The sequence below is a fragment of the Chryseobacterium sp. C3 genome, assembly GCF_014218905.1.
Lineage (GTDB): Bacteria > Bacteroidota > Bacteroidia > Flavobacteriales > Weeksellaceae > Chryseobacterium > Chryseobacterium mucoviscidosis.
The window spans coordinates 773,609-789,820 of record NZ_JACLCU010000001.1; the positions used below are offsets into that span (position 1 = coordinate 773,609).

Annotated in this window: 13 protein-coding genes; 6 read left to right on the plus strand and 7 right to left on the minus strand. The window is 36.8% G+C overall.

Going from position 1 to position 16,212, the window contains the following annotated elements:
* Positions 1-15 precede the first annotated feature (15 nt).
* Entirely contained in the window at positions 16-723 is a 708-nt protein-coding gene (locus tag H6W53_RS03475; protein WP_185204886.1) for a prolyl oligopeptidase family serine peptidase, read from the minus strand.
* Between the two features lie 193 nt (positions 724-916).
* On the minus strand, positions 917-1,852 hold the full coding sequence (locus H6W53_RS03480; protein WP_185204887.1) for a sulfate/molybdate ABC transporter ATP-binding protein: 936 nt from the start codon (positions 1,850-1,852) through the stop codon (positions 917-919).
* Between the two features lie 85 nt (positions 1,853-1,937).
* Here H6W53_RS03480 and H6W53_RS03485 point away from each other — a divergent pair, with 85 nt between their 5' ends.
* The 4 genes from H6W53_RS03485 to H6W53_RS03500 all read left to right on the plus strand — a co-directional run bounded on the left by H6W53_RS03485 (position 1,938) and on the right by H6W53_RS03500 (position 6,275).
* On the plus strand, positions 1,938-2,597 hold the full coding sequence (locus tag H6W53_RS03485; protein WP_108411032.1) for a YceI family protein: 660 nt from the start codon (positions 1,938-1,940) through the stop codon (positions 2,595-2,597).
* A 131-nt stretch (positions 2,598-2,728) separates the two neighbouring features.
* On the plus strand, positions 2,729-3,739 hold the full coding sequence (pheS, locus tag H6W53_RS03490; RefSeq protein WP_076395712.1) for a phenylalanine--tRNA ligase subunit alpha: 1,011 nt from the start codon (positions 2,729-2,731) through the stop codon (positions 3,737-3,739).
* 176 nt (positions 3,740-3,915) lie between these two features.
* Entirely contained in the window at positions 3,916-5,634 is a 1,719-nt protein-coding gene (locus tag H6W53_RS03495; protein WP_185204888.1) for a sensor histidine kinase, read from the plus strand.
* Positions 5,631-6,275 carry a response regulator transcription factor gene (locus H6W53_RS03500; protein ID WP_185204889.1) on the plus strand — a complete coding sequence of 215 codons (645 nt, stop codon included), beginning with the start codon at positions 5,631-5,633 and terminating at the stop codon, positions 6,273-6,275. Before H6W53_RS03495 ends, H6W53_RS03500 begins: the two co-directional genes overlap by 4 nt.
* A gap of 512 nt (positions 6,276-6,787) precedes the next feature.
* On the opposite strand, the gene H6W53_RS03505 is transcribed toward H6W53_RS03500, so the two are convergent.
* Together H6W53_RS03505 and H6W53_RS03510 are read right to left on the minus strand one after the other, a co-directional pair.
* Complete coding sequence (locus tag H6W53_RS03505) at positions 6,788-9,211, minus strand: DUF5916 domain-containing protein (RefSeq protein WP_185204890.1); 2,424 nt, start codon at positions 9,209-9,211, stop codon at positions 6,788-6,790.
* Between the two features lie 117 nt (positions 9,212-9,328).
* Complete coding sequence (locus tag H6W53_RS03510) at positions 9,329-10,099, minus strand: DUF3108 domain-containing protein (RefSeq protein WP_116099000.1); 771 nt, start codon at positions 10,097-10,099, stop codon at positions 9,329-9,331.
* A gap of 156 nt (positions 10,100-10,255) precedes the next feature.
* On the opposite strand from H6W53_RS03510, the gene H6W53_RS03515 reads away from it, so the two are divergent.
* Positions 10,256-11,311: an NAD(P)/FAD-dependent oxidoreductase gene (locus tag H6W53_RS03515; RefSeq protein ID WP_076395722.1), complete on the plus strand. Its 1,056-nt coding sequence runs from the start codon at positions 10,256-10,258 to the stop codon at positions 11,309-11,311.
* 62 nt (positions 11,312-11,373) lie between these two features.
* Positions 11,374-11,703 (plus strand): 2Fe-2S iron-sulfur cluster-binding protein, encoded by a 330-nt coding sequence (locus tag H6W53_RS03520; RefSeq protein WP_087707626.1) that lies wholly within the window; start codon positions 11,374-11,376, stop codon positions 11,701-11,703.
* Between the two features lie 65 nt (positions 11,704-11,768).
* Here the strand turns inward: H6W53_RS03520 and H6W53_RS03525 are convergent, their stop codons facing one another.
* From H6W53_RS03525 to H6W53_RS03535, 3 genes are all read right to left on the minus strand, one after another.
* Positions 11,769-13,919 carry a prolyl oligopeptidase family serine peptidase gene (locus H6W53_RS03525; RefSeq protein WP_185204891.1) on the minus strand — a complete coding sequence of 717 codons (2,151 nt, stop codon included), beginning with the start codon at positions 13,917-13,919 and terminating at the stop codon, positions 11,769-11,771.
* 44 nt (positions 13,920-13,963) lie between these two features.
* A complete protein-coding gene (locus tag H6W53_RS03530; RefSeq protein WP_185204892.1) occupies positions 13,964-14,545 on the minus strand; it encodes a TIGR00730 family Rossman fold protein in 582 nt (193 codons plus the stop codon).
* A gap of 201 nt (positions 14,546-14,746) precedes the next feature.
* Positions 14,747-16,192 (minus strand): aminoacyl-histidine dipeptidase, encoded by a 1,446-nt coding sequence (locus H6W53_RS03535; protein ID WP_185204893.1) that lies wholly within the window; start codon positions 16,190-16,192, stop codon positions 14,747-14,749.
* Positions 16,193-16,212 lie beyond the last annotated feature (20 nt).

The window sequence follows — 16,212 nt, forward strand, 5'->3', positions numbered from 1 at the left end:
ACGATTTATACTAGATTATTTCTCTTTTCTTTTTGACAGCATCCATTCGTATAATTTAGGATTGGAATAGGTTGAATCCCAAGAATTATGGTTGTCATTTGGAAAAATTGTCAATTCGGCAGAGGGATTTACAGGATGCAGTGCCTGATAAAAATTAAATGCATTTTCCGGTAAAACAACATCATCCATTCCGCCATGAAAGATTTTCATATTCAGATTTTTGTACTGATGGATGTTTGCGTACATTACTCTGTCGGTAGGCGCGCAAACCGGAACGACCGCCGCAAACATTTCGGGATGTTCCATTGCAAGTTTCAGTGTTCCCCAACCTCCCATTGAAAGTCCGGTAAGGTAAATTCTTGAAGAATCCACTTTATATTTTGACTGAATTTCTTTGATCAAATTATATACGGTAACGGTATCCCACCACATATTTTCAGGACATTGAGGTGCTAAAATTGCCACCGGTTCTTTTATTAAGTTTTTATAGGTAAACGGACTGTGCGCTTTTACGATTTCCAAATTATTGCCTCTTTCTCCGGAACCGTGAAGAAAAACAATAAGCGGAACGTTTCCTTTTGCATTCTGAGGAAAATCCAGAATGTAAGAAATTTTTTCCTGTCTTTTTACTTCTTTGTTGAGTTCTGCTTTTATTTCCTGAGCATTTGCTTTTACAGAAAACAGAAACGGCAGCAACAAAGCGTATTTTAGTTTATATTTCATATCAGAATTTGTATGTTTTGGATATTCTAATTTAACCATTCTTTTTTAATAGCCCCGATTGCAGCATCTGTCTGAGCTCATTTTAGGGTTTCGGGGGGGGGGGAGCCCCCCCCCGAAACCAACGAAAAGAGCTCAGACACGCCGCTTAATCTGGGCTATGATATTCAGCTTCGACAGAAATATTCATCAGAATTTAGCCAAATGAAACAGCGATAGTTCCGTTCAGTTTTTCATCAGAATACAGAATAATTTCTTTATCTTTTGCCCTTACTTTATTCCAGTAATGGTTTCCTGCGAAACGGCTTTCCAGAACTTCCGCCTCAAAACCGCTTTCAGAGATTTTTATTTCTTTCGGATAATAAGAAAATTTTGAAATCTGAAAATCCTGCATTTCACTTTCACTGAAAATATTTACTTCCCCGAAAAGTTTGGCAACGTAAGAATTATAAGGATTTTTAAAAGCTTCTTCGGGATTTCCTTTCTGTACTATTTTTCCGTTTTGCAGCACGATAATTTCATCCAGCCACGGAATAATATCCTGAAGTTCGTGTGTTGAAATCACCAGAGAAATATTATTCTGCTTTACGTACCGGAAAAGCTTTTCCCTCAGTTCAATCTTTCTCGGAAAATCCAGATTGCTGAAAGGTTCATCAAGGATCAGAAGCTTAGGAAGTACAGAAAGTGCTCTTGCGATGGCAACTCTTTGCTGTTGTCCGCCACTCAGATATTTAGGTAAAATAGAAGCAAACTCTTCTAACCCGACAACTTCCAGAAGTTCAGAAACGCTTTCTTTCTTTTTTGCCAGATTAATATTGGAAATAAATTTTCCTACATTTTCAGCAACCGTTGCATAAGGCATCAGATCAAAATTCTGGGCAACGAATTTCATCTCGGCTTCTCCCGGAACCAGATTTCCTTTAGGTCCCAGTAATTTTTTACCGTCAAAAATAATGTCACCGCTTTCCCAGTCCAGCAATCCGTAGATCAGGCTCAGTAAAGTAGATTTTCCGCATCCGCTTTCTCCGGCAAGCGCAATAATTTTACCTTCCTCAAAGCCGAGATTAAGGTTCTGAAACAAAGGTTTTTCTTTAGAATAGGAAAAGTTTAAATGATTTATTTCTAATAGCATACTACAAAAGTAATGAATTGAAATGTTTTTAGGAAAGAACAATATTTTTTATTATTTTAGCGGGAGTAATAAAAATTTATAAATCATGAAGAAAAAGCTGTTTTCGCTGGTTATTCCTGCGTTTTTCGCGTTAGCTGCAGTGGTTTCCTGTAAAAAGGAAAAGCCCCTTTCCAGCGATAGCAATGAAGTGGCAACTACAAAAGACGGGGCACAATATGTTGTGGATACCCTTAACAGCAGAGTGGAGTGGAAGGGATATAAAATTTTTAAATCTGAAAACACAAGCCATTTCGGAACCATTAAATTCGAAAGTGGCGATGTTACCGTAAAAGAAGGCAGGCTGGAAAGCGGAAAATTTGTTGCAGATATGGCTTCCTTAACTTCTGAAGATCTGAAAAACGATACCGAAAATCTGAACAAACTTAACGGACATCTGAAAAGCGGAGATTTTTTCGAGGTAGAAAAATTTCCAACGGCTTCGTATGAAATTACCAAAGTAACCCCATCATCCGAGGGAGATTATAATACTTTACTGGATGGGAATTTAACCATTAAAGGAATTACAAAACCGGTTCAGTTTAAAGCCAATGTTTCCGTGAAGGAAGGTCTGGTAAATATTGCTACCGAGCCGAAAGACATTATGAGAGAAGAGTTTGGGGTGAAATTTCAGGCTCCCGCCGAAAATGGCGTGATAAAAGATGAGGTAACTCTTCAGATCAACGTGAAAGCTTTAGAAAAAAAATAATTTTTTTATTTAAGTGAAATAAGTGATTGAAGTCTGCCTCCCCAAAAGAGGCAGATTTTTTTTAACATTTTTAAGAAAATTATTCAACTGAAAAACCGTATTTTTGCAAAACATTTTGAAAGGGTAAAACAATGATAGAAAAGATAGAAGAATTACTCGTTGAGGTAAACGGCTTTAATGCTACATCTAAGGAGGAGATCGAAAACTTCCGAATCAAGTACAATGGTAAAAAAGGAATTCTGAATGATTTTTTTGAAAAATTCAAAGAAGTTCCCAACGACCAGAAGAAAGATTTCGGACAGAAGATCAATACTCTGAAGCAGGCTGTTAACGTAAAACTGGAAGATTTAAAAAATGCTTCCGCATCTTCTATTATCGTAGAAAAAGAAGACCTTACAAGACCGGCGTTTCCTTTGGATCTGGGATCAAGACACCCGATCAATTTAGTGAAAAACAGGATCATCGAGATTTTTAAATCTATTGGTTTTGCTGTTGCGGACGGTCCTGAAATCGAGGACGACTGGCATAACTTCACGGCACTGAATCTTCCGGAATACCATCCGGCGAGAGATATGCAGGATACTTTCTTCATCGAGCAGAATCCGGATATTTTATTAAGAACACATACTTCTTCCGTACAGATCCGTTATATGGAAGAAAATCAGCCGCCGATCAGGATTTTATCTCCGGGAAGAGTATTCAGAAACGAAGCGGTTTCCTCGCGTTCTCACTGTATCTTCCATCAGATCGAAGGTTTATATATTGATGAAAATGTAAGCTTTGCAGATTTAAAGCAGACCATTCAGTTCTTTACAACAGAGCTTTTCGGAAAATCAAAAATCAGACTGAGACCTTCTTATTTCCCTTTTACGGAGCCAAGTGCGGAAATTGATGTGTATTGGGGATTAAACTCAGAAACAGATTACAGGATCACGAAAGGAACGGGATGGCTGGAAATCATGGGATGCGGAATGGTAGATCCTGCCGTTTTAAAGAATGTAAACATTGATCCGGAAAAATATTCAGGTTATGCTTTCGGGATGGGAATTGAAAGAATTGTAATGCTTCTTTATCAGATGAGTGACATCAGAATGTTCTTTGAAAATGATATCAGAACATTAGAGCAATTCAAAACTTTATAATTCGTAAAGTCTAAATAAATTTAAATCCTGTAAAAATTCAATTTACAGGATTTTTTACTATTTTTATGGTAAACTTGTTTAAAATTTTCAATTTTTACAGAAAGTTTTAACAAATGGATCTGTTTCTTTACTGTTAAAAAATAAACAAAAACACACTTACTAATAACTTACACAAAATGTCCAAAAAATTATTGAATTTTAAAGCGAGAAAAATTATCCATTACTCATTGCTCGTTTGTATTCTGCTCATTCAGCTTCTTATTGCCGGTTTTTTCTATAATGAATTTATTTCGAGGAAAAATTTAACCTTTTTTGAAAATCAGCTTAAAGAAGTTCATACGCTGGAAAATCTTACGGACAATTCCCGCGGAGAACTCCTGAATGCACAGAGTTTTCTTCAGAAATATATGGTGAGTAATGATAATACCTATCTCGATTCTTATTTTACTTCTCTTAATAAACTGGGTAAAAATCTCGACAGCATCGGACATTACGAAAACAAATATCCGAAGCTTAAAAACGTTTTAACCTCCAAGAAGAAAGATTCTATGGAGATAAAAAAGCTGAAATCTCTGATAGATTCTACCTACGAATATTCTACGAAATCCAACTTTAAGGTAGAGAACAGCCTTCCGAAACTGGAAAAATACAGCGTCAACTACGATTTCGATAAATTTAAAGTAGAAACAAAAACAATCTCTGATACGGTAAAGAAAAAAGGACTTTTCGGACGTTTGGGAGATGCTATTTCCGGAAAAGAAAATGTACGGAAGGAAAGTACAATTATCACGGTAAAACAGGGAAAGGAACCCAATCCCGCCAATATTAAGGCTGAATTCGACAGCATTTTTAATGAAGTGAACAATCATTATAAAGGTGAAATTAAGAAGATTCAGGTAAATGTGGTCAGAAACCAGAACAACAGCGGCAATTTCTATAAAATCTTTAATAATCTTCTCGTTTACAGCAACGGTCTGATGAATATTTATGATGTTGCCATTAAGGATTCAAAAGCTGAACTGGAAAAAGAATATCAGAAGCAGAATTCAGAAAGCAACAGAATTAGAAAAAATCTGGTATTCGGTGCGATGATCCTGATGTTCATTGTTTCCGTTTTGATTATGTTCCTGACCAGAATTGCATTTATTTATGAGAAAAAACTGAATGCTGCCAATAAGCAGATCAGTGAAAACCTGAATTTCAAAAACAGAATTTTAGGAATGCTGAGTCACGAACTGAGATCTCCGCTGAAAATTATAGGGTTATTCATCAACAGAATTAATAAAAGAACAGAAGACGAAAAGGTGAAAGAGTATCTGAAATCCATCAGTTTTACCAACGATTCTCTGCTGATGCAGGCAAACCAGATTTTGGAATACACAAAAAATCAGGCGGTTGAAAATAAACTGATTCCGGTGAAATTTAATCTTAAGAACGAGATCACTTCCATTCTTACTTCTATTGAACCTTATATAGAAACAAGAAATAATCAATTTATTGTTGATGAAAATATTAACCAGAACATCAACGTTTATTCAGATAATAAAAAAATCAACCAGATTTTCATGAATATTCTGGGAAATGCCAATAAATTTACTGAAAACGGACAGATAAAAGTCATCACAAAAACGCAGCCTGTTGACGAAAATACAATATCTTTGATTACAGAAATCAGCGATACTGGTGTCGGAATTTCCAAATCTGATCTTGAAAAGATATTTGAACCGTATTATCAGGGAGTTTTATCAGAAGATGTGGAAAATCTCGGAGCAGGATTGGGATTGAGTTTATGTAAAGAAATCATTGGTTTGTATGATGGCGATATTTCGGTTTCCAGCGAGGAAGGAAAAGGGACTACCGTACATTTTTCTGTTAATTTAAACATCAGTAAATGAGTGAAATAAAATCGGGAGCTGTGAAATTTTTGCTTGCAGATGATCATAGTCTGATAAGACAGGGAGTTGTTTTTCTTCTGGAAGATATGGATTGGGAGAGTGAGATTTTTCACGCTTCCAATTTGCAGCAGCTTATGAATTCTATACAGGAACAACCGGTGGATATTGCAATTATAGACGCTCATTTTCCCGATGGAAACAGCATTACTGTTGTTCCGGAGATTAAAAAAATAAGTCCGGAAACCAAGATTCTTATTTTTACAGGAATTGAAGAAAGCGCCCATTCTTTAAAATTCTTAAATGCGGGAGCAGACGGATTTCTAAGCAAACTGAGCGAAGAAGAGGAAATTGCAGAAGCAATAAAGAGAATGTACAGCCATGGAAGTTATATTTCTGAGGTTACACAGGCTTTGTTGAGAAATTCCATAAGCAACCCGACACTCATTAATCCTTTGTTGTCTTTAACGGAAAGGGAACTCCAGATCGCGGAAATGTATGCGGAAGGTCTTGGAAATCTTGAAATTGCCAACCGGCTTGATATTAAACAGAACACGGTAAGTACACTCAAGAAAAGAATTTTTGATAAACTTAACATCGAAAATATTGTAGAACTTATTGAAGTGATGAAAAATCATTACTAAACTTTAAAATACATTTTGAAATTGAGATCATGAAATAATAATATTTCGTGATTTTTTTTATTAAAATGATTGCTTTTTCGCTAAAGTATTGAATTATTTATCGTTGTAGATAAATATCTACAAGCTTAGCGATATATATCTAAAGGATTTATTAGAATTATATACCACAATGTGCCTACATTTGTATCAACAAAAGCAAACAATTATTAACCGATAATTAAAGGTGATTTTTGATTCTGAAAACACAAATGATGAAAAAAAATTATTTCAGAATCAGAGATACTAAGACACAAATGATATTTGTATCGTGATTGCAGAGCAGCAATGCTCTGTAACAGATACTAAAAAAAGGGTAGCAAAGGTTAGAAAGCAGCCTAAAAAAACACACACAATGAAAATCAAGCCTCCGAAATTTCGGAGGCTTGACGTTTTTAATTACTGACCTAAGAAACAAAACGTAATTAAAAACAAGATTCTATTGAAAATATACAACGGTTCTGTTAAATCAACGATTAACCTTTCTTCTTCGTCCAGTTTTTTATCCTGTTATAATCCAGAAAGTACGTTAACTTTAGAGAAATATTATTTACAGTAGGTTCGCTGAAAAGCATATCATAGTTTTTCTTCACATTCAGCCTTGAAAATTCAAGATAATTGGAAGTGGCATTCCTGTATAATAATGTCAACTGACTTCCCGGAGCAAACCACCACGAAAATCTAAGGTCTACATTCCATGCATTGTAGGTTCCGTTCAGGTTTTTGTCAAAAGCATTTGTCTCTGCAAGACTTCCGTCCTGATTCAGCGTGTAAAACTGTTTGTAGGTAACATCCGAAAAATAATGTCTGAAAGTTAATGTAAGAGCCATTTTTTCATTAAAAGTATACTTTGAAGTCAGTGCATTTTCGTAGGTATTTCGCTGTCTTCTTCCGATGAAAATATCAGAGCTGTTTTTCCCTGCAAAACCTGTTTCATTATTGCTGAAGCTCGGATTAAAGCTCCAGTTTACATTAAATTTGTCTGAAAAACGGTAACGAAGTCCGAAATTGGTAAGAACCTGATTTCTGCCTTTTTCATCATACGCATAATAATCGAAACTGAAATTAAGCTGTAATTTCTTTCGGCTGTCGCTTTCAAACCAGATCCAGGAATCAAAATATTTAGGAACCTGAAGATGTCTCCCAAGAGTTCTCGGCTCGTAAATATCATTCTGGGTAAAAGGTGTAAACTCTATTCCTCCTCCGAAAACCCTGAAGTTTTTATCCGTAAAACTGTTATTGTTATTAAAAATCAGATTCTGAAAAATAAAAGGTTCCAGTCTGTGGAAATAATTCAGGTTGAAATTCAGATACATATTGTTGAACGTTTTCGTAGGCTGCAAAATTCTGTAACCGTACCACGCGTTGTAATTTCCGAAATTCGTTCTTGTCGAAAATCCTACATCGTTGATGTCCCAGTCTTTTGTAGTGACATTTCCGTTGATATTAAAACGGTTTTTCCCTGAAATTTTTGCAAAGCCAAGCTCACCTCTAGTCCCGAATTTCGTTTCACCATCCATCACCCAGCTTCCTTTTAAACTTCCGAAAGTATTGTAAGTATTTTTTTTGTTGTTGATATCCCAGAGAATTCCCGTTGCATTGGCATCGCGGAAATCTCCGTTTCGGGTAACGTTGGTATTCACCAAAGAGACAGAAGAATTCCCGTTAAATCGCTGATCAAAAACCAGAACATTGTAATTCGTCCACGGTTCTACCACCTCTCTTCTCACTTCTCCGGTTTCATGGTTTAATATCGTAGCTTCCATTTTTTGCGTTATTCCGTTAAAAAAACCTATTCCCAATCCTTTTTTTGTTCTTCCCGAAATTTTAAAAGCATTGAATAATTTTACCTTTGAAGGATATTCCGTTACCTCTTCATTGTCATTGGTTGCAGGATATCTCGAAGGTTCTCCGCCGACTCTTCTTGAATAAAACATTCCGCCTTTACTGAATAATTCGGTTCCTTCTGTGAAGAATGTTCTCTGCTCGGAAAACTGCTGTTCAAACGGGGTTAAATTTAAAATAGAATTATCAAAATTTGCCTGCCCGAAATCCGGAATCAGAGTCATATCGAAGGTAAAAGCATCATTAATACCGTATTTTACGTCCATTCCGCCATTCACATTGGCAGTAGTTTTTCCGTCGAAACTGTTGACGTACGTGGAAAAATAAGGCGTGAAAGACAATCGTGTCGGAGGATTGATGTTTTCAATTCCTTTTAAAACACCATCAAACAGGGTATAAGAATTTTTTGCATTATCCACAAAATTCCAGTCATAAGTAGTTTTTGTACGCTGAATCCTGCGGAACATATTCATTCCCCATTCCTGAACGTTACTTTTTGGAAATCTAAGTTCGGAATAAGGGATTTTCATTTCTACCGCCCATCCTTTTTCGTTGATTTTTGCGCCGCTGTACCAGATGGAATTCCATGTGTCATCTTCTCCGTCCGTCGTAATTTTTGCATCAAACTGAACGCCGGCTGCGGTTACCATAAATTCCAGACTCTGCTGTTTGTCGTTGTATCCGTTTAAAGTAATTCCAAAAAAATCATCATTTCCTACGCCGTCTCTTTCTGTGAGTTCTTTGGCAATTTTATGGGGAGTAGGATCGTACATCTGCGCTCCGAAGTAAATTCCTGTATCATCATATAAAATTCTGACTTCCGTTCTGATAGAGTCTGCCTGAAGTTTTCCGTTGTTGGGCTGTCTTTCTATAAAACTGGTAGCAACAGGAGCATTCCGCCATTCTGCATCATCCAGAATACCGTCTATTTTGGGAGATGATGAGGTTTTTGTGATGACGATGTTTTTTCTGACAATCTGCGCATCTTCCTTTTTCTGAGAATAGGTAAGTATGGAAGATAAAGTAAGGCAAATTGCCAGGATCTGAGTTTTCATAGTTCAGTTCTTAATGTTTTAAACAAGACAACCGAAATCTGAAATCTATTACATCACAAAACAAAAAAAATGTCTGCAGATTTTGCAGACATTTTATTTCTAATGATTTATAATGTTTTATTTTGTAAATTTTAAAGGATATTTTACATTTTTATATCCGTCGATACTTGCTTTTAGCGATCCGACTGCCAATTCAGCTTTCAATAAAATAGGAATATGGTTGGCGTCGTTGGAAACCCACATCGTTACTCCTTCTTTTTCTTTAAAAACCCTTCCGCTTTTCACAGACGGAATAATTTTTAAACAATTAATTGTCCCGAATTTGGTATCCAGATTTTCAGTTCCCACTACTTTTAGCTGAAAAGGAAACATTTCATCATCAATCCATACATTCATGTTGATTACTGTTCCGGTTCTCAGTTCCGCGGCAGTTTTACTTCTTAAATAGTAGAAGCACGAAAGCATATCCTGAACTCCTTTTACAGATTTTATTACTTTCGATCCGTTTGCCGGCGTTTTCTTGTCCGTTAAAACCAATGTATTGTTGTCGTGGTTGAATGTCGTTTCCAGATGCTGTCTGTAGCTTCCTTCCCTCACGTTTCTTACATAAAAGCTCGGAAGTTCAGTCTGCATATTAATGTAGCTTTCATAAAAATCTTCTACCTTAAAGAATGCTCTTACTGCTCCCGTTGTCTGTCCCGTTCCTCTTACATGAAGATGCGGAGCTCCTTTGAACGTAGTTTTCTGTGCCGTAAGATTAGCGGTACCCGCATTCAGAAATCCGTAATGGATTCTCAGCGTAATAGACTCTCCGTCTGCAATATTATCAATCTGTCCAAATCCCAGAATGAATACAAATATCGAAATAATACTTAAAAATTTCTTCATAATTTAAATTTTACAAAAACATTGCCAAATTCAATAACTTTAAAATATGAAATATATTTGACAAATCTCAGTTTTTTATTTAGACTGAATTAAATATGCTTCGCATTAAAATTAGTAAATTTGCGATCACAAGTATAATTAAATTATCTTATAATTATGATAACGACGGATATATTGATCATAGGAGCCGGTCCCACAGGACTTTTTGCTGTATTTGAAGCAGGTTTATTAAAAATGAAGTGCCATATTATTGATGCACTTCCTCAACCGGGAGGACAGTTGGCTGAGCTTTATCCTAAAAAGCCTATTTTCGATATTCCGGGATACCCTTCTGTAAATGCGGGAGAGCTTGTGGATAATTTGATGGAGCAGATCAAGCAGTTTCAGCCGGGATTCACTTTGGGAGAAACAGCAGTTTCTTATACAAAAGTAGATGATGAATGGTTTGAGGTAGTTACGAACAAAGGAACTGTTCACAGAGCGAAAGCTATTGCTATCGCAGGAGGTTTGGGAACTTTCGAGCCGAGAAAGCCTACGATTGAAAATGTAGCCGATTACGAAGAAAAAGGTCTTGAATATTTCGTAAAAGAGCCTGAACATTTCAGAAATAAAAAAGTAGTAATTGCCGGAGGAGGAGACTCTGCACTGGACTGGAGTATTTTCTTATCAAATGTGGCAAGTGAAGTTACTCTGATCCACAGAAGAAACGAATTCCGTGGCGCTCTGGATTCTGTAGAAAAAGTTCAGGATCTTAAAAATCAGGGTAAAATTAAATTAATAACTCCTGCAGAAGTTACAGCAATTAAAGGTGACGGAAAAGTAGAAGCTATTACGGTTGCTATTGACGGACAGGATCCTTACGATATTGAAACAGATTATTTTATTCCGTTATTCGGTTTAACACCAAAATTGGGAGAAATCGGAAACTGGGGACTGAATATCGAGAAAAATGCGATCGTTGTAAACAATGCACTTGATTATCAGACGAATATTGACGGAATTTACGCGATCGGAGATATCAATACTTATCCGGGAAAATTAAAGCTGATTCTTTGCGGATTCCATGAAGCTACTTTAATGTGTCAGAGTGTTTATAACAGACTGAATCCGGGTAAAAAATTCGTTCTGAAATATACAACGGTAAGCGGAGTAGATGGTTTCGACGGAAGCAGAAAAGAGGCTGAAAAAGCTGTTGTTAAAAAAATTGACTAATTTTGTTGTCTGTTGTTGAATATCAATTACATCAACAATCAACTATTAACGATCAACAAAAGATGAGCGATATTAATATAAAAATTACCGATAGGGAAGGAGTTACGCACGATGTTGTTGCGCCAACGGATATGTCTATGAATCTGATGGAAATCATCCGTTCTTATGAACTGGCGGAAGAAGGAACCATCGGAGTTTGCGGAGGAATGGCAATGTGTGCTTCATGTCAGGTTTACGTGACCAACGATCCGGGACTGGACGAAATGGGCGCAGAAGAAGATGCCATGTTGGGGGAAGCTTTCCATGTACAGGAGAACAGCAGACTGGGTTGCCAACTGCATATCGTTCCAGAAATGGAAGGTCTGGAAGTCGAGATCGCTCCTTATCCTTAGAAAGGTTTTAACTTACCATAAAATAAAAGCCTCCCGAAGATTTTCTTCGGGAGGTTTTGTTTCTATTATTTTACAGGCTGAAATTTTGGATGTCCCACCTGCCACAAAGAAAACGAATAAATATCAGCGTATTCTTTAAAAATAACATCGAAATCACTTGTGAAATGTCCGTTTTCATAGTTTACATATAGCAAAACAGGTTTTTTTGAGGCGGAATCTTTTTGCAGTATGGCTGCAAATTTTCCGGGTTCCCAAGGTTCAACTCTGGAGTCGTTCATTCCGGTGCGGATGATTACAGCGGGATACTTTACTCCCGCTTTTACTTTACTTTGAGCATCCATTTCAAGAAGGTTTTTGGTATCTTCTTCATTTTTTAAAGTTCCTATTTCCGGAATCTGATTGGGACCATTAGGGGTAATCTCAGAACGTAAGGCATTGGTCATTCCCACTTCTGCTATAGCTACAGCATACAGATCAGGTCTTTCCGTTATGGCTCTTCCAATGAGTACTCCGCCCATACTTACGCCATTTCCTATGAGTTTTGAAGATGAAGTATATTTTTGGGAGATCAGGTATTCCGAACATGCAATAAAATCTTTCCATGTATTCGGTTTTTTTGCTTTCATACCGTATTTATGCCAGTTTTCACCTTTTTCACCTCCTCCTCTTACGTGGGCTATTGCCAATACGACACCCTGTTCCAAAAGTACGGAAAGTCTTGTTGAGAAACGGGGCTCATATGAAAATCCATAACCGCCATAACCTGTAATATAAGCAGGATTACTGCCATCCATTTTTATATTTTTAGGATAAATAACAGATAGCGGAACCATAACGCCGTCGTGGCTTTTTACTTCCACCTCTTTTACGTTGTAAAGTGTGCTGTAATCCGGATATTTTGTTTCTGAATTAAGGTATTTACTTTTTACAATATCTCCTTTTTCAGGGTTATATTCGTAGGTCGTTAATGGAGTCAGCCAGTTAACGTTGTTACAGAATATGTTGTCATTTTCTCTTTGGTCGAGAGATAATGAACTGTTAACCCCGGTTGGGAAATCAATTTTTTTTCCGGCAAGCGTATTGATATTGACCTGATATTTATCTCTTACAATACCGTCTCCTAATGAATAATAAAGATAGTTTTTAGAATTATGAATACTTATGATTACTTTATCCTTGTTTTCCGCAACTACTGTGGTGGCTTTATCAGGATCAGGATTTGATAAGCTTGTGAGAGTGATTTTATATTTAGGTGCATCTTTATGAGTCAGCAGAAATAATTTGTCGCCGGAAATAAATACATCAGTAATATCGTCTGATGGTTTTACGATTTGTCTCCAGTTTATTTTTTTATTTTTTAATTCAGAAAAAGGTGCAACAAAAATCGGATTTTCAGATTTTACAGAACTTAATCTTAAAACAATATTTTTATAGTCATCGGTAAAATAAATTGAGGGAAATTGCTCTGTTAAAGCATTCAGTTCCGGATAATCTTCTCTGGATGCTAATACCTTGTCAGCTTTTGTGTCGGTTCCAATCACATGAAGCATCGCTTTCATATCTTTTAGAAGCATATTGCTGCTTGGATCTGCGGTACTCATTTTTGTATAAAGAAGAGCCTTATCGTCGGGAGTAAATTCAAAAGCAAATTCACTCCAGATAGGACCGATTTCATCCTTTAAAAATTTCTTGGTGGCAAGATCAAAAATTCTTAAATCGCATATTTCCCCACCTGCTTTTGACAGTAAAATGGCAATTTTCCCCGCTTTCGAGTCAAGTACAAAATTGGTGATTTGTGTATTTTTGCCAAGCATTTCAGGATCAAAAATCAGCGATTCTTTTCCTGTTGCAAGATCTCTTGAATAAAGCTTAGAAAGGTTTTCGCTTTTTTTAGTCTTTGTGTAGAAATAGGTGTTTCCTCTTTGATAGATGACGTCGAAAGAATCACCGTTCATTTCCTGTACTTCTTTCATGCGTCTGTAAAGATCTTCACGGTGCGGAATTTTATCAATCACGGTATGGCTGAAATCAGACTGAGATTTGAACCATTTTTTTACTTCCGGATTTTTGATGTCTTCCAGCCATCTGTAATGATCTGTGATTTTTGTACCAAAATAATCATCCACCACCGCTTTTTCAGGAGTTGCAGGATAAGTGTACTGTGCGGATATTATTTGACTTAAAAATAATCCTGCTGAAAGAAATATATTTTTCATGGCTATATTTTTTTTGACAATTAAAAGTCTGTAATGTAAATATACTAAACTTCCTCCCTCGAAATCCATTTTCCAACATTCGGAGCCTGATAATTTTTCATCATTTCCAGTAATTCTTCAATATTTTCACAGATTAAAAGCATCTCACGGTTAATCTGCTTTAAAAATCCTTTTTCCACCATTGTTTCCACAAGCCTGATCAGATCGTCATAAAATCCGTTGATGTTTAAAATTCCAATCGGTTTTTTATGAAGTCCCAGTTGCGCCCAGGTTATCATTTCAAAAAATTCTTCCATTGTTCCGTAACCTCCCGGAAGAACAATAACGCCGTCGCAAAGTTCATTCATTTTGGTTTTTCGCTCATGCATGGTTTCCACCAGAATTAATTCTGTCAATTGTTTGTGGGCAATTTCTTTGGACTGTAAAAAGCGGGGAAGAACTCCGATTATTTTTCCTCGTTTACTTAAAGATCCGTCTGCAACAGTGCCCATTAATCCTACATCTGCTCCACCATAAACCAATTGAATATTTTGTTTTGCTAAAGTCTGTCCGAGTAAAGCTGCCTGTTCTTTGTAAATAGATGCAGAACCGAAGCTGGATCCGCAGAATACGGTGATGCTTTTCATTGTTTATTTTTTTGTTTTATCGCTTAGATGCTTCGACAAGCTCAGCATGACACTGCTCCAAATAAATCGCTAATAATACAGTTGGTATTAGAGATGTCATGCTGAGCTCGTCGAAGCATCTTTAATTAAAATTTTATATCAAAAACAAAAATATCCAAAATCAAAAAGACTTTGGATATTCAATATAGCAATTTTACAATTTTATTTCTGAGGGATATTGGCTAAAATATCTTTCAGGAAACTCCAGAATTTCTGTGCCGAAGGAATATTTGCTTTTTCATCCGGAGAGTGCGCGCCGCGAATGGTCGGTCCGAAACTTACCATTTCCATTTCAGGATAATTGGCTCCGATGATTCCGCATTCCAGACCTGCGTGACAGGCTACAACGTGAGGCTTTTCACTGAATTTCTCCACGTAGATTTTTTCCATCAATTGAACGATTTCAGAACCCGGTTTTGGTTTCCATCCCGGATAAGAACCGCTGAAAACGGTATTCATTCCGGCAAGTTCAGCAACTGATTTCAACTGTTCTGCCACTGAATCTTTCGATGATTCTACTGATGATCTTGAAAGGTTTAAAATTTTTAATGCACCGTCTTTTAATTCAACTCTTGCGACGTTGTTGGAAGATTCTACCAGATCTTTTACATCCGGACTCATTCTATACACTCCGTTATGAAGAGATTTCAATGTTAAAATAATCTTTCTGGAATCTGCTTCCGAAATCGCTTTTTCTGAAGTGGTCGTGTTTTCGATATTGATCTGAAGACCGGCTTCAATGCTTGCAAACTCGTCTAAAATTTCTTTTTTAAGTCCGTTCGTCACTTCTTCGATAAATTCCTGAGCATTTCTTACGGAAGCAACAGCAACGGCTTCTCTCGGGATAGCATTTCTCAATCCGCCTCCGTCAATAGAAATCAGCTGAATGTTTTCTTTTTCCAAAGCCTTATAAAGAAGTCTTCCCAAAATAACATTTGCATTTCCGAAGCCTTTGTGAATATCCATTCCGGAATGCCCTCCTTGTAAACCTTTTACTTCAAATCTCACGATTTGTCCGTTTGCCGCTTCAGTTTCGTAGTTTTGAGAAACGGTAACATCAATTCCTCCGGCGCAGCCGATATCGATTTCATCGTCTTCTTCGGTATCAAGATTCAGAAGGATATCTCCGGTTAACTGTCCCGGTTTCAGACCTAAAGCTCCTGTCATTCCTGTTTCTTCATCAATGGTGAAAAGTGCCTCCAAAGCAGGGTGCGGAATATCTGAACTTTCCAGAATAGACATGATTGTTGCTACTCCTAAACCATTGTCGGCTCCCAAAGTGGTTCCTTTTGCTTTTACCCAGTCTCCATCAATCTCCATTTTGATTCCTTCTGTTTCAAAATCAAAATTTACATCATTGTTTTTTTGGCAAACCATATCCAGATGCGATTGCAAAACCACAGATTTGCGGTTTTCCATTCCCGCTGTTGCCGGTTTTTTAATGATCACGTTTCCTACTTCATCTACCGTAGTTTCCAATCCTAAGTTTTCACCAAATTCTCTGATGAACGCAATTACTTTTTCTTCTTTTTTTGAGGGTCTCGGAACCGCATTTAATTTGGAGAAATTTTTCCAGATAATCTGCGGTTCTATATTAGATAGCTCCATGAAATTTATTTTTATCAAAA

Excerpts from the sequence above, each read along its gene's own strand:
- H6W53_RS03475 (WP_185204886.1), bottom strand. The coding sequence starts at position 723 with ATGAAATATAAACTAAAATACGCTTTGTTGCTGCCGTTTCTGTTTTCT.
- H6W53_RS03535 (WP_185204893.1), bottom strand. The coding sequence starts at position 16,192 with ATGGAGCTATCTAATATAGAACCGCAGATTATCTGGAAAAATTTCTCC.
- H6W53_RS03495 (WP_185204888.1), top strand. The coding sequence starts at position 3,916 with ATGTCCAAAAAATTATTGAATTTTAAAGCGAGAAAAATTATCCATTAC.
- H6W53_RS03525 (WP_185204891.1), bottom strand. The coding sequence starts at position 13,919 with ATGAAAAATATATTTCTTTCAGCAGGATTATTTTTAAGTCAAATAATA.
- H6W53_RS03505 (WP_185204890.1), bottom strand. The coding sequence starts at position 9,211 with ATGAAAACTCAGATCCTGGCAATTTGCCTTACTTTATCTTCCATACTT.
- H6W53_RS03480 (WP_185204887.1), bottom strand. The coding sequence starts at position 1,852 with ATGCTATTAGAAATAAATCATTTAAACTTTTCCTATTCTAAAGAAAAA.
- H6W53_RS03530 (WP_185204892.1), bottom strand. The coding sequence starts at position 14,545 with ATGAAAAGCATCACCGTATTCTGCGGATCCAGCTTCGGTTCTGCATCT.
- pheS (WP_076395712.1), top strand. The coding sequence starts at position 2,729 with ATGATAGAAAAGATAGAAGAATTACTCGTTGAGGTAAACGGCTTTAAT.
- H6W53_RS03510 (WP_116099000.1), bottom strand. The coding sequence starts at position 10,099 with ATGAAGAAATTTTTAAGTATTATTTCGATATTTGTATTCATTCTGGGA.
- H6W53_RS03515 (WP_076395722.1), top strand. The coding sequence starts at position 10,256 with ATGATAACGACGGATATATTGATCATAGGAGCCGGTCCCACAGGACTT.
- H6W53_RS03520 (WP_087707626.1), top strand. The coding sequence starts at position 11,374 with ATGAGCGATATTAATATAAAAATTACCGATAGGGAAGGAGTTACGCAC.
- H6W53_RS03485 (WP_108411032.1), top strand. The coding sequence starts at position 1,938 with ATGAAGAAAAAGCTGTTTTCGCTGGTTATTCCTGCGTTTTTCGCGTTA.
- H6W53_RS03500 (WP_185204889.1), top strand. The coding sequence starts at position 5,631 with ATGAGTGAAATAAAATCGGGAGCTGTGAAATTTTTGCTTGCAGATGAT.